The organism is Shewanella sp. ENK2 (genome assembly GCF_043568515.1).
In the GTDB taxonomy this organism is placed as follows: domain Bacteria; phylum Pseudomonadota; class Gammaproteobacteria; order Enterobacterales; family Shewanellaceae; genus Shewanella; species Shewanella japonica.
In genome coordinates, this window is the sequence record NZ_CP171406.1 from 3,048,984 (window position 1) to 3,061,974 (window position 12,991).

Below are 12,991 nucleotides of genomic sequence, written 5' to 3' on the forward strand. Positions count from 1 at the left end.
GATGAGGCATAAAAGTCGACTGAGTAGCGTTTTTATTTTTGGGTTCGTGATTAAATCTTTGGTACTTATCTATGCTATTCAAAGGTATCGAAGTATTCATGTTTGAAAAAACAAGTGGCTTTGAAAGGAACAAAGAGCAACTCGCACTACTTAGACTCATTAATTGGTTATTGAAATTAGGGTTGATTTTTTTCGGCACAGAGTTATTCGATTTAACTTGGCCGCCCAAAGAGTTGAGCTATGTACTTTTAGCCGAGTTCATTTATGTCGTAGCCTGCTTCCGATATCGATTCCAATGTATCAATACACCTTCCATTTTATTTAGTACCTTACTGTTAGATACATTGTTCTGGGCTATCTGGCTGTTTTATACAGGTGGTGCGACGAATGCGTTTGTATCATTATTGCTATTACCCATTGCTATTGGTGCTGTCACTCTTTCTCGCTGGGCCCCGTGGGTACTGACGTTCCTCTCTACTGGGTTATATACCTTGATGATGTTTACTATGCCTGAAAACCGTATCCGTCATCATGGTATGGACATGAGTTCGCATTACCTTGGAATGTGGTTTAATTTTGTTATTTCAGCCTTGGTGCTCACAATTACTGTCGGTTATATCGCTAAGCGAGTCAGGCAAAAAAATGCCCAGCTCAGCTACTTGCGAGAGGCGCAACTTAGACAAGAAAAGTTGCTTGCACTCGGCACAGCCTCTGCCCAAATAGCACATCAAATGGCTACGCCTCTGGCTACGTTACGCTTACTTGTTGATGAATTAGCTGAAGAAGGTGTCGCAACTGATATCGAACCTGATATGCAACAAGCCTTACTTCGATGTGAGGCGACATTGGCTGATTTGCGTCATGCAACAGAATCGATAAGAGAGCAAAAACGTGTTGCCACACCTATTCATCATTTTGTTGAAGATTTACGCGATAGAGTGCAATTACTGATGCCAGAAACGCAATTGGTGATTGAGCAAAGTGAATTGCTCCATTCAGCCACTATCAATACTGATGCCAGTGTACTGCCTGCTTTTTTAGCCTTAATCGACAACGCAGCTCGTGCGAGTGTTGAAAATATCAATCTTGCTAAAGTGATGCTGACTGTTGTGAGCTCTTCTCCACAAGAGGTGTGCGTTAATATTCGCGACTTTGGCAAAGGAATGGGGGCACAGCAGTTGGCTGAACTAGGACAGAATGTCGTAAGCGATCCAAAAGGAATGGGAATAGGGGTGTTATTGAGCCATGCCAGTTTTGAGCGTTTGGGCGGTCAGTTTAGTTTGTGTCAGCATCAAGAGGGCGGAACGATTGCATCAGTGACCTTGCCTGTGACCAATAATAATTTATAAGGTGGTGTGCAGTATGAACAAATTACTGATTATTGAAGATGACCAAGCATTATCATCAACTTTGGCAAGGCGATTAACTAAACAGGGATTTGAATGCGTTCAATGTCATGATGTAAGTAATGGGTTACTCATGGCGAGGCAGTTTATGCCGAGCCATATTTTACTTGATATGAAAATTGCTGATCACAATGGCTTAACCCTGATTAAACCGTTACGTCAGTACTTGCCAAAGGTCAAAATGGTACTGCTTACTGGATATGCCAGCATTGCCACAGCGGTTGAGGCAATAAGGTTAGGGGCGGATAATTACTTAGCTAAACCCGTAGATACGCAAACCTTGCTAAATGCGCTTGCAGCAGAAGTCGAACCAGAGGTTCAAGCTGAATTTACAGAGCAACCATTAAGTCCGAAGCGATTAGAGTGGGAGCATATTCAGCAAGTGCTGGCGAATAATAATGGTAATGTGTCAGAAACTGCCAGAGTATTGGGGATGCATCGCCGTACATTGCAGCGTAAGTTACTTAAAAGCCGGTAGCGGATAATCGATGTGCCTAATACGATTCTCCTTGTATTGTTTATTTAGTTAGTGGTTAATTTGGAAGTTATTGTGTAAGTTTTGCAGGTTCATATAGTCCTTAATCAACACCATAGCACGTTCATAAACTGGGCCTAATGGATAGCGGCGACTAGACAAGCAATCGACAGTGTTTATCCAGCCGTTGGGTTCGTAATCAATATCGAGTTTGATAAGCCTTCCTTGTTCAATGGCGCTTTGCACCATCTCCTCAGGCAATATCGACCAACCAATGCCTTGCTGAGTTAATTCATTAATGATGTTGTGATTGCTGGCATACCAATGTTGCGAGCTAATACCATTGCTAAACCAAAGCTCTTGCCCTTGAGTAGCACGAAGGACTACCTGACGATGATGGCGAAGGTCTATATCTTTAATACCGTGCATGTTTGATAACGGATGCTCAGGCGCCGCCACCGTGATAAAACGTGTATAACCCACCGTAGTAAAGTCAGCTTGATGGTGGATTTTACCATCCGCGTAAACAATGCCGATATGAGCGCTACCTTCTTCAATGAGTTTGCCGATATCTAGTGTCGATTCAGCAATGATTTCAATATTGGTGATAGGAAACTCATCAGCAAGCAATGCCAGTTGCCCCAGCAGGGCAGGGCTAATTAGACTTTCTTCAATGGCGATAACTAGCTCATGTTCATGTTGCTGCTCAAGCGAGGCAATTTTTTGTTCTAAATGGAGTTGTTGCAGCATCAATGCCTTTACGACAGGTAAAAGGGCTTCACCTTCAGATGTCAGCTCTGGAATATTGCCACTTCGGTCAAATAAGGTTTGATTGATACTAATTTCTAAATTGGCGATCGCTTGGCTAATGCCTGATTGAGCTCGGTTGAGTTTTCTTGCAGCGGCTGAAAATGACCCTGTTTCACATACTGTAATAAATATTCTTAGTTGCTCGAAACTATACATTGCTCGCTCTCAATCTTTATCTCAACCCTGTTAAGGTATCACTATTCGTGATGGCTGTTAACTTTTGTTGATGGATTACGCTTGCCATAATCTCGCTTGTTTTCAGCTATAGAGTCGAATCTATAGCATCAGCAGAGGTTAATATGTCTACGTTAGAGCGTGTGTTTCATGCGGTGTTGTTTGAGTTTTTGGCCATTATTGGTTCCGTGATTGGATTGATGTTGTTTACTGAACATGAATTGGCTTCCCTTTCAGGAACAATGATAGCTATTGCGACAATCGCCATGGGCTGGAATTTTGTATTTAATCTTGGGTTTGACCGTTTCTTTACTGGAGCTCGTGAAAAGAGAACCGTAAAACAGCGCGTATTACAAATTGCCTTGTTTGAAAGTGGCTTATTGATACTGACCATTCCTGTGATGGCCTATATTTTAGAAATTAGCCTGATAGAGGCTTTTTGGCTAGATATCAGTGTGACCTTGTTCATCACAGTCTATGCCTATGTTTACAATTATGCTTATGATCATATTCGCGCCAGCATCATCAGTAAACGGCAAGCTCATGAGCCCTTAGAGCTATCATGATATTGCCGCTTTCTAAGCGCATGTGCATATTGTAGTTAGTCGTATGCGCTAAAGGTGTTACTTTGGCGCATCGGCTTTTTTACTTGCGACTACTTCAGAAGCCAGCTTAACAATAGGAACTAATGCGGCGATTCCTCCTTCACTAAAGGCTTTAATATCTTTGCCAATGCGCTGCATTCGCTCGACTGTAATGGTGACATCTTCAGCAGTGTTCGTGAGTTCTGTTTTGAGGCTGTCAGCAAGTGCATCCCTAATTTCCATAGCAGCTGCATCAGTTTGATGATTTGAATGGGCAAGCAGCAATAATCCAGGAATAACTGTAAATGTGCCGTTCAAGGCCACTAACCACCATGCTTTTTGTGCATATATGCCTAGGTCTGCAATGCTTAGATAAATAGCGACATTTAGCGCTAATACGGTTAAGGCAAAAAAAGACATGGCAATGGCCAGTAAAAAAGCGGCTTTGCGTTGATGTTTAATCTCAGTTTTTAATAAGCTTTTTTTCAAGGCTATACAGCATTTGAATTTTTTCAAAATCCATCTTCATGTTGAGTCCTTTTGGAAAATTCTGTTGCAAAAATTAAATGAAAATATTTAGTGAATTTAATTTGTTATGGCAATCAACTAGAGCTGAGTATGGGGGAAATGTAACTTTGCTCGCTGATATGAGTCATTTAACGATAAAACATTAAACGCATTACCAGTGTTTGTCATCAAGTTGTATTACTGCCTCAATAACCTTATGCCAAGGTGACAAAAGTAAGTTAATTAGGCATAGAACATGGGAAAGTTTTCGTTTGAGCATTCTTTTGAAATAGACACTTTGCAGCGGCTGATTGCTAAACACCAAGGGCTATTTCGTCACCAATCATTATTTGATACCCATTATCGAGGAAAGCCGCTTTCAATTACCGCCATTGAGCTTGGGCATCAAGAGTCACCTTGCCCGACAGTGTTGTTTGTTGGTGGTATTCATGGGGTAGAGCGCATTGGCGCCCAAGTCGTATTGTCATTTTTAGACAGTTTATTGAATCGATTAGCGTGGGATAAGCACTTACAAATCTTGTTAAAGCAAGTGCGGTTAGCTTTTGTACCAGTGGCTAACCCTGTGGGCTTTTTACAAGGCTCACGCAGTAATGGTAACCATGTTGACTTGATGCGTAATGCTCCCATCGATGCTGAAGAAAAAGTTACCTTCCTAGTCGGTGGACACCGCATCAGTAGCAAGTTGCCTTGGTATCGTGGTCAAAATGGCATGGAGGCAGAAACTCAAGTATTAGTCGATTATGTGCGCGAGTTACAGGGCACCAGTACCAGTGTCATCGCGCTAGATGCGCACTCTGGTTTTGGCTTAGCAGATCATATTTGGTTCCCTTATGCTCATACTCGCAAGCCCTTTGAAGGCATGGGCTATATCTACCACTTAAAGCAATTGTTCGACCGTGGTTATCCGCATCATGGGCATTATAAAGTTGCACCGCAAAGTCACTATTATCAGACACACGGTGACATTTGGGATTACCTTGCCAAAACTCATCCCACTAAAGTCCCTTTTGTGCCACTGACATTAGAGATGGGCTCCTGGGCTTGGGTAAAAAAGAATCCACGGCAAATATTTAATTTTTCGGGTTATTTTAATCCGCAGAAACCCCACCGTCACCACAGGATATTGCGCCGTCATGTTGTATTGATGCAATTTTTGATTGATGCGGCTTTTTCTCAGACCCTCGAAGGAATCAGCGCCGAGCAATATTTAGGTTTACAAACTGATGCACAAAGGCATTGGTCTAAAAAACGTTAAGCGATATATTAGTGTCACTATAGTTTGTTGGTAGGTTAAATTTCACACTGGGGTAGTCGATGGCAACGTGGGTTTTACTGCGAGGGTTAATGCGAGATAGTCGTCATTGGTATGGCTTTGATACGCAATTACGTCAAGCGGGCATTAATTTGCTGACACCTGATGCCACTGGCAATGGGGAACTTGCTGATAGAAATAGTCCGTTAAATATCCGAGATTATTGCGATGATATCTGGCACCAAATAGATAAAGGCTTAGCTAAGAACCCAGAATATAGTCGAGAGTTAGTGGTCGTTGGCGTGTCGATGGGGGGCATGATCGCATTAGAAATGGCAAGACAACGTCACAAACAAGTACGTCATGCTGTATTGATTAATTCAAGTGCAGCTAACTTATCCCCTTGGTATCAGCGCTTTCAGTTAATGCCGTTAGTGAATGCTATTTGGCATCGCCATAAAGCAAAAGAGTTAAGTTTTGTAGAATCCTGCGTGCTTAACTACACCACAGTCACTAAAGCCCATGATGAAAAAGTCATTAAAGATTGGGGAAACATGCGTAGTCAATTACATACCCGAGTACTTAATGGCGCAAGGCAGATATATGCAGCTGCTCGTTACCAGTGTTCTTGGTTTGGTCACTGTAAAGTGAGTATTATCGTGGCGAATCAAGATAAGTTAGCCAACCCTAAATGTAGTGAAGCATTAGCTAAATTTTATCACACTGAATTGTTGCGTGTAGAACACTGCGGCCATGACGCAAGCCTAGATCAGCCTGAACAAATACAACAGCTTATTGAAATGGCGTTATCAAGGTCTTGATTTATGCTTTAGCGTTAATTGAGTCAACCTTGCTTGAGGTCACTGCTTTTGCTTATTACTGATTGCTGTGTGCTAGATAACGTTAAATTAATCAAAACACAGTATAATCAAAGCTAGGTTATGTTGATTGGAAGATGATGTGCTGACAAAAATACTAGTCACGTTATTAGTTATAGCGGGGGCTTTTGCCTATATTCGCAGTGGTCGAGGCACTAAAGTGAGCAACAATGATAAGTTGCTGGCAGGTGAAAATTCACCTTTTTTCAGCCGTGTTGTTATTTACGCCATGATTGCCGTATCCATGTTGGCCACTGCTGGATATTGGGGCTGGACTTGGTATGACGATAACACCATCGTTGAAGTCACAATTTCCTCTCCAGTTGAAGCCATGTCTGCTAGCTATCAAGTTCGCAAAAAAGACATTGAAGCCCAGCGCATCACCACAGTCGATGGTATTCAAATTCGATTATCAAACCAAGAACGGTTAACGGTAAAAGCAACAGAGAGTCAGTAATAGCCAGTAAACTATTGGTCTAAAAACTTATGTTGTAACGCAGCTGTTGGTACCATACACGCCTGTTTTTTACCAAATAGGCGGTATCGATTTTTGGCAACTAAACGATAGGCGTAATCCCGAATTATCTTGGGTAACACGCGAAACCCCTACATAAATGCCAAAATCCAGATAGATCTTTTGTTATCTCTAACGCTGCATCACTGCGTAAAAAAACTTATCACCTTTGATTAGAATAAATGAATCATTACTGACCGCCTCCAACTGATGTTTGGCGATTAGCGATTGTGCTGTTTGGCTTTGCATCGGGGTGAACAAAAACACATCTTTATGGTCACGTTGAATGATAAAGCTAACCGCACCATTGCAAAGATTGCACACGCCATCGAAGATAATAATATGCTTTGGGATGAGCTGAGCCTTAATGTCTTTTTATAGGGAAAATTATTGTACTCGAAATATTACCTTGGTTGTTTACTGAGGTATTATTAATTGGCTAAACTCAGGCGTTTCATTTTAAATGAGTTTGTAGCGTGCATTAAAACATGGATATAGCTCTTACAGCGACAAATTAAGCATAGTAGTCAGTTAAAGGGAGTTTAACGATGGCACTTTTTCTATTTCAATTGGGGCAATATTATTTTTAGTATCATTAATTTGGATGGTGTTATATACCCAATTATCTTCGAGTGATAACGCATTTTTTGGGTTATGGTGGGAATGCTACCGATTATATTCGGTTTATTTATTGCGATTCCTAGTACCTTATACCGCACCATTTTTGTATTAATAAATAAACCTAAGCAATCATTGATAGAGAAAGTCATTTTAACGATGGGCTTAGCAATGACACTGCTGTTTGGGGCTGCCTTAGTGGATATTATTTTTCGATAACTTACCGAAAAACAGCACTTCTACTCTTGACTCTCTACCGCTATCACCATTCGCCTAAAACCATACTTTCAGCCTATTCCATAGAGGGTAAAGCCTTATATCAATGACTCTATTTTTGTTGTTACTTGCCCCAATTGACACAATATTCAATAAAGTGTTTGAGTAGCGGGCTCTGATATTTGTCTTTGTGAAGTAATACCCAAAACTCTCTTGGCATTTCAATCGGGACATTCACCTTGCTGACGCGTTGGCTTTTTAATGCATGCTGGGCTGCGATATTCGATAAGCAGCCAAACCCAAGTCCTGCAGCCACGGAATTGATCAGTGCCTCTGTGGTATTAAGTTCAATACTTTGATGCCATTGTTTAATGTGTGGGGCTAAGTTTTGAATAAAACTGTCCCTAGAGCCTGAGCCTTGCTCTCTGAGTACCCACTCACTGTTTTCAAGTTCTGATAATGCAACATGTTCTTTTGCTGCTAATGGGTGCGATGGAGCACAAATAATACACATGGCATCGCCACTAAAAGGCACCGCAATGATATCAGGGTGATGTGGCTTACCTTCGATAAGACCAATATCGAGTTCATAATCAATGAGTTTTTGGCAAATATGTGCAGAGTTTGAGACAAACAAACTTTGGGTTTGCTGGGGTGTTTTTTGCTTAAATCCGCTTAATATACTCGGCGATAAATGATTACCTATGGTGTCACTGCTTCCGACCCGTAAAACGCCTGATAAGCCTTGGTCTTGGTCAAACACATGATTGATGTGTTGTAGGCGGTTAATTAACTCATCGGCCAAGGGGAGTAATTTTTTGCCTTCTTGATTCAAGATTAAGCGATTATTTACTCGGTCAAATAATGGGTGGCCGAGTTGTTTTTCTAGTTCGGCTAACGACAAACTGACAGCCGCTTTTGAGACAAATAATGTTTCAGCAGCAGCGGTGAGCGTTTTGTGCTGAGTAATCGCATTGAAAACATTGAGCTGTTTAAACGAGATATGTGCTGACATAACGTGAGCCTTAGTGGTTTATAAACCTTATTATAAACGGTTACCTTAACCGTTAAGTATATCTTAACCTGGGTTTAAAATTGTTAGATATAAATAAACGTTTAGCAAGCGTAAGATCAACTTAATTGAAAAAGACAGCTCGTTTGCTCCAATGGTTTTTGAGCAAGTAGATCAACGACATTGAGGTGATTATGTTACAAACCGCCAAAGTTAAATTGCTTGCAGCACCAACACCTATGGCAGGTCTTGCACTTGGCATTGCGAGTTTAGGTTGGTGCTGGGAAAATTATGCAGACATTCAAGGATATGGTCAGTTACTTGGCGCCTTGCTAGCCAGTGTGTTGCTGCTGGTGTTGACCGTAAAATATTTAATTCATTCTGACACCCTTAAAGCTGATTTAGCTCATCCTGTGGTCGGCAGCGTTGTGCCAACTTTTGCGATGGCCTTGATGGTCGTATCAAATGCGTTGGGGCATTACTCACTGATTTTAGGTGATAGTTTATGGCTTGTGGGTCTTGGGTTACATGTCGTCTTTTTAGTCACCTTTATCTATCATCGCGCAAAGGATTTTGAGCTCCACCACATGGTACCAAGTTGGTTTGTGCCACCAGTTGGAATTATCGTTGCTGACGTATCGTTTTCAGGTACAGGGGCGCTCAGTTTATTGGCAAATTCTGCCTTAATATTTGGTATGTTGGCTTATGCGGTAATGCTGCCGATGATGATTTATCGCTTAATGTTCACCCATGAAGTCCCAGATGCCGCGAAACCAACAATTGCCATTTTGGCCGCGCCTGCCAGTTTATCGTTAGCGGGATATTTAACGGTAACAGCGTCACCATCACCACTTATTGTTGCTTTACTATTTGGTATTGGCGTATTGATGACAGCGATTATTTACTTAGCTTTTTCAAATTACTGCAGCTCCCATTTAGCCCAGGTTATGCGGCTTTTACCTTCCCGATGGTGATTGGTGCGACAGCGTTATTTAAGATGATTGAATGGATGCAAAGCATTGGCATGGCCAGTCAATATATTCAGCAAGTACAGTTACTGGCAACGATTGAGCTGACCATTGCTACGCTAGCGGTGAGTTATGTGGCAATCAGATATGCGTACTTTTTTAACAGCCAGCGTCATTTAACGGTTTAATCTGCCGTTGACTTAACGGCTTCACTATCTTGGGTATCTGATTGAGCCTCAGTTATATCGGTTTCAGTTAATGAACCATGATTATCTTTTAATGGCTCAATCATCAAGGTGTGCTCAATCTCAGTAGGTAATAATGGTGTACTTTGATGTGTCACATATTGCTGATAACCACTTCGGTAGTAAGGCGACAAAGGGTGACCCGATTGCCCCCTGGTATGGTCATAATTGCATCTTTCTCAGCACCTGGCTGTACAATAAAGCGCTGTGAAGCACCAAACGATTTACCTTGAACTGCAGGCATAAAGCTATCACCAAAACCGTCAACACTTGGCATATCTAACCAACGACTGAGTTGAGGGATCTGTTTTGAAAAAGGGTGTTGGATTAGCAGTTGGTTGACCTTTCCCCAGCGTAGATCTGATAGCTTTTGATGCTTACTATATTTGGCGAATAAAGCCTGTTTGGCATCGTTATATGCGCTTAGTGCAAAGGCCTGCCAATGAGGTTGAGCTTTAGGTAGCCAACTGGCTGGTTGCTGCTCGATGATTTGCCACATTGGGGTTTCAAGGTATCGTTTTATCACTGACAAGCCGCTTTCTCTTTCTTTGAGCTCTGTTTCGATAGGGGCAAATGTTTGATCTATTAGCGCCGTTCTAAAGTGTCTGACTAATGTGTAGCCCACTGAATCAGCACAAGCGCAGTGGCCCCAATTGGCAATCAGTTTTATGTCTTCGGCATATTCGACAGGGTATTCACTCAATATTTGCAGTAAATATTGCTGCCAAGGTGCTAAAAAAGTGCTTCATTATCGAGCTGTAACTGATAAAAATCGGCTTCGCTAAAGTTGGAACTTGCTAATAGGCGATCACGTATCTGTACGCCGCGAGCGCCAAGCGCATAACCGCCATCTCCAAAGCGTAATTGCTCTTCGCTAGATAAAACGCGAGAGTTTGCTGTCCATATACGTTGGTTATCTGGATTTATCACCTCAGGCATAACGGCTTGTTGCAGTTGCCATTTTGATGATTGAAAATTGCTTGGTGACTGGGCTGTATTCGAAGGGTTATCACGAGCGGGAACTGCCCCTGCGATTGTCCAGCCTGCATTACCTTGATTATCTGCCAGCAACATATTTTGTGCTGGGATCCCAATTTCTGTTGCAAGTGCGCTGGCTTGCTCAACAGTCTCTGCGGTTTCTAATGACAATAACGCCATGTTAACCGCGTAATCAGCATGTCCCACCCAAGATAGTGCATAATTAACGCCGGCTACTGTTTTTACTGGACCAAATTCACTCACTTGAATCGTATAGTTCACTTGATCGTTAGGCAGTTCGATAGGTTCATATTCAATATCGATTGCTGTATCAGGGCTAATTTCAATCCAGTCCGCCGTGTCGATGTAACTGTTGGTAAAGCCCCAAGCGAGTTTGCCATTAGAACCAACGACTATCGCAGGTGCGCCCGGAAGGCTTACTCCTGTGATTTGGTGTGATGATTTATCTGAAACAGGTGGATTAGATTTTGCTGAATCTTGAGCTGCACTTGTTTGGTAATTGAGTTGTGCACGATACCAAATAATGGGTACCGCAAAGGATAAATGCATGTCATCGGACAACATTGCACGGCCGGAATCGGTTAATTGCCCCGTTACTGCCCAATTGTTACTGCCTACTTCTACTGGCTCTTCAATCGCCTGAGTTATCGCACTCAGTAAAATATCGTCCTCGAGTGCGGGAATATCTCCTTGATACAGCGGTATTTGGCTGTCATCTAAGGCGGCTTGGTGATGACTTGACTGGATTAGAAAATCGACCATTTCGTTGCCAAAGGCTTGCTGCAATTGGGTTAACGCCATATCACGTTTAATTGTATTACCTTGTAAATCTAGGTACATACTATAAATCACTAACAAGCTGTCAGTTTCATGCCATTCTCGTGGGCTAGACTGTGTCAGCAAGTACTCAAATGAGCGCACAGTTTGTTCTGCTAATGCATGATTTACCCCTTGGGTATATGCACTAAGCATGGCTTTATCTTGTAGTGGTAGTTGCTCAAAAATGTTTTGTGCTCGCATTCTTAATTGATGAAAACGTTTGTTTTTATCCAATTTAAGTGCGGCTTTGCCAAATATTTCAGCCAATTCGCCAGCGGCATTTCGGCGCAATAAGTCCATTTGAAAAAATCGATCTTGGCTATGTGCATATCCCAAAGCATAGGCTGCATCTTTGCGGTTACTGGCGGTAATGATTGCGGTGCCTAATGTGTCTCGTTCAATGGTTAGTGGAGCTGAAATGTCGTCACTCACTACCGTGGCTGATAACGAGGGCATGCTTAAACGCAGGGTGCTATAAATAGCCAGAATGATAATACCGACTAGCAATAACACTATGGCTAGTGAATATTTGGTGAACTTAGATTGTAAAACCCGGTTAAGGCTAAAAGACATGATTTCTTACCCAGTAAAGTGAACCTGTCTATCATAACCAAGGTTATCGAATTGTTAAAAGTGATTTTTGAATATAGTGTGTAAAAAAGCAAAGTAGAAAGAATCAGTTAGCCTCACTTTTGGGTAAAGCTAACGGTTTCGAAGAAGGCGGGTTGCGTTACTGACTTATTTTGGCTTTAAACTTCGCTTTGGTTTCTGCATTGGCTTTGCTGTACCAGTAATCCAGCATTTCACTGATTTCAGCTTGGTCTTCAGCAATTGTTTTTGGGGTAATCACCTGTGGTTGAGCAGGCGCAACTGTACTGGCTGACGCTACGTTAGTCGGTACTGTGTTCGTTGATACTGTATTAGTTGATACTGTGTTAGTCGGTACTGTGTTCGTTGGTGCAAATGCAGCAACCGAGGCAAGCTGTTGCGTTTGATTGTAGGTGAGTAATTCTTCTTGATAATCTCGACCTAGCTGTAATCCATTCTTACGTAAAATGTCGGCTTGATATGCCACTGAATTACTTTGATTACTGCTCAGAGTGACTGATGGGGTTTTATTGAATTTATTCGCTGCATTTTTATTGCGAATGCTAGGTAGCGATAATTCATATTCAGCGTTTTTGGCATCAAAGGTTAAAATGACAGGGTCTGAGTTAAACTGGGTTTGCATGCCACTATCGCGGTAATTTATGACGTAGCGAAACACGATTTGGTTAGTGCCTTCTACTAAAGTGACTTCACGGCCGCCATCAAACGTCTGGCCATTCAATACTTTGACTTCGGCACTGCTAGGCAATTTCAATATGCTGGCAGCAAAAGACATAGGGCTGACGAGTGATAAAAATAGTGTGATAACGAGTGTAGTGAAAAGTGGCTTAGAGGTCATAGTATTCTCATTTAGGCAAGGGTAGCTAACGCAGCTTGTACCTTGT

16 protein-coding genes and 1 pseudogene are annotated in these 12,991 nt (G+C 42.0%); 8 read left to right on the forward strand and 9 right to left on the reverse strand.

The features are described 5' to 3' along the window. Positions 1-98 precede the first annotated feature (98 nt). Together ACGEDC_RS13265 and ACGEDC_RS13270 are read left to right on the forward strand one after the other, a co-directional pair. A complete protein-coding gene (locus ACGEDC_RS13265) occupies positions 99-1,349 on the forward strand; it encodes a sensor histidine kinase (RefSeq protein WP_282167319.1) in 1,251 nt (416 codons plus the stop codon). Between the two features lie 13 nt (positions 1,350-1,362). Then, positions 1,363-1,884: a response regulator transcription factor gene (locus ACGEDC_RS13270; RefSeq protein WP_394493777.1), complete on the forward strand. Its 522-nt coding sequence runs from the start codon at positions 1,363-1,365 to the stop codon at positions 1,882-1,884. A 48-nt stretch (positions 1,885-1,932) separates the two neighbouring features. On the opposite strand, the gene ACGEDC_RS13275 is transcribed toward ACGEDC_RS13270, so the two are convergent. Then, on the reverse strand, positions 1,933-2,847 hold the full coding sequence (locus tag ACGEDC_RS13275) for a LysR family transcriptional regulator (RefSeq protein WP_394493779.1): 915 nt from the start codon (positions 2,845-2,847) through the stop codon (positions 1,933-1,935). Between the two features lie 143 nt (positions 2,848-2,990). Here ACGEDC_RS13275 and ACGEDC_RS13280 point away from each other — a divergent pair, with 143 nt between their 5' ends. Next, on the forward strand, positions 2,991-3,431 hold the full coding sequence (locus ACGEDC_RS13280) for a PACE efflux transporter (protein WP_394493781.1): 441 nt from the start codon (positions 2,991-2,993) through the stop codon (positions 3,429-3,431). A 57-nt stretch (positions 3,432-3,488) separates the two neighbouring features. Here the strand turns inward: ACGEDC_RS13280 and ACGEDC_RS13285 are convergent, their stop codons facing one another. Then, positions 3,489-3,938 carry a hypothetical protein gene (locus tag ACGEDC_RS13285; RefSeq protein ID WP_394493783.1) on the reverse strand — a complete coding sequence of 150 codons (450 nt, stop codon included), beginning with the start codon at positions 3,936-3,938 and terminating at the stop codon, positions 3,489-3,491. A 274-nt stretch (positions 3,939-4,212) separates the two neighbouring features. Here ACGEDC_RS13285 and ACGEDC_RS13290 point away from each other — a divergent pair, with 274 nt between their 5' ends. The 3 genes from ACGEDC_RS13290 to ACGEDC_RS13300 all read left to right on the forward strand — a co-directional run bounded on the left by ACGEDC_RS13290 (position 4,213) and on the right by ACGEDC_RS13300 (position 6,564). Continuing rightward, positions 4,213-5,232, forward strand: coding sequence for a M14 family zinc carboxypeptidase (locus ACGEDC_RS13290; RefSeq protein WP_394493785.1), 1,020 nt, complete (start codon positions 4,213-4,215; stop codon positions 5,230-5,232). 59 nt (positions 5,233-5,291) lie between these two features. Continuing rightward, on the forward strand, positions 5,292-6,050 hold the full coding sequence (locus ACGEDC_RS13295; RefSeq protein WP_394493787.1) for an alpha/beta fold hydrolase: 759 nt from the start codon (positions 5,292-5,294) through the stop codon (positions 6,048-6,050). 139 nt (positions 6,051-6,189) lie between these two features. Next, on the forward strand, positions 6,190-6,564 hold the full coding sequence (locus ACGEDC_RS13300) for a hypothetical protein (RefSeq protein WP_394493789.1): 375 nt from the start codon (positions 6,190-6,192) through the stop codon (positions 6,562-6,564). A gap of 11 nt (positions 6,565-6,575) precedes the next feature. Here the strand turns inward: ACGEDC_RS13300 and ACGEDC_RS13305 are convergent, their stop codons facing one another. Together ACGEDC_RS13305 and ACGEDC_RS13310 are read right to left on the reverse strand one after the other, a co-directional pair. Beyond that, positions 6,576-6,704, reverse strand: coding sequence for a hypothetical protein (locus tag ACGEDC_RS13305; RefSeq protein WP_394493791.1), 129 nt, complete (start codon positions 6,702-6,704; stop codon positions 6,576-6,578). A gap of 49 nt (positions 6,705-6,753) precedes the next feature. Next, positions 6,754-6,945, reverse strand: a complete 192-nt coding sequence (locus ACGEDC_RS13310; RefSeq protein WP_394493793.1) for a DCC1-like thiol-disulfide oxidoreductase family protein — start codon at positions 6,943-6,945, stop codon at positions 6,754-6,756. Positions 6,946-7,284: 339 nt separating this feature from the next. On the opposite strand from ACGEDC_RS13310, the gene ACGEDC_RS13315 reads away from it, so the two are divergent. Beyond that, the gene (locus ACGEDC_RS13315; RefSeq protein WP_394493795.1) at positions 7,285-7,458 is read left to right on the forward strand and encodes a hypothetical protein; all 174 of its coding nucleotides are present in this window, start codon (positions 7,285-7,287) and stop codon (positions 7,456-7,458) included. 121 nt (positions 7,459-7,579) lie between these two features. Here the strand turns inward: ACGEDC_RS13315 and ACGEDC_RS13320 are convergent, their stop codons facing one another. Next, entirely contained in the window at positions 7,580-8,470 is an 891-nt protein-coding gene (locus tag ACGEDC_RS13320; protein WP_394493797.1) for a LysR substrate-binding domain-containing protein, read from the reverse strand. A 191-nt stretch (positions 8,471-8,661) separates the two neighbouring features. Here ACGEDC_RS13320 and ACGEDC_RS13325 point away from each other — a divergent pair. After that, a pseudogene (locus tag ACGEDC_RS13325) lies at positions 8,662-9,623 on the forward strand (TDT family transporter). Here the strand turns inward: ACGEDC_RS13325 and ACGEDC_RS13330 are convergent. From ACGEDC_RS13330 to ACGEDC_RS13345, 4 genes are all read right to left on the reverse strand, one after another. Continuing rightward, the gene (locus tag ACGEDC_RS13330) at positions 9,620-9,778 is read right to left on the reverse strand and encodes a hypothetical protein (RefSeq protein WP_394493799.1); all 159 of its coding nucleotides are present in this window, start codon (positions 9,776-9,778) and stop codon (positions 9,620-9,622) included. The pseudogene ACGEDC_RS13325 and the gene ACGEDC_RS13330 overlap by 4 nt on opposite strands. Continuing rightward, on the reverse strand, positions 9,775-10,383 hold the full coding sequence (locus ACGEDC_RS13335) for a penicillin acylase family protein (protein WP_394493801.1): 609 nt from the start codon (positions 10,381-10,383) through the stop codon (positions 9,775-9,777). Before ACGEDC_RS13335 ends, ACGEDC_RS13330 begins: the two co-directional genes overlap by 4 nt. 29 nt (positions 10,384-10,412) lie before the next feature. Beyond that, a complete protein-coding gene (locus ACGEDC_RS13340) occupies positions 10,413-12,071 on the reverse strand; it encodes a penicillin acylase family protein (RefSeq protein WP_394493803.1) in 1,659 nt (552 codons plus the stop codon). Positions 12,072-12,228: 157 nt separating this feature from the next. Then, positions 12,229-12,945 (reverse strand): DUF2057 family protein, encoded by a 717-nt coding sequence (locus tag ACGEDC_RS13345; RefSeq protein WP_394493805.1) that lies wholly within the window; start codon positions 12,943-12,945, stop codon positions 12,229-12,231. Positions 12,946-12,991 lie beyond the last annotated feature (46 nt).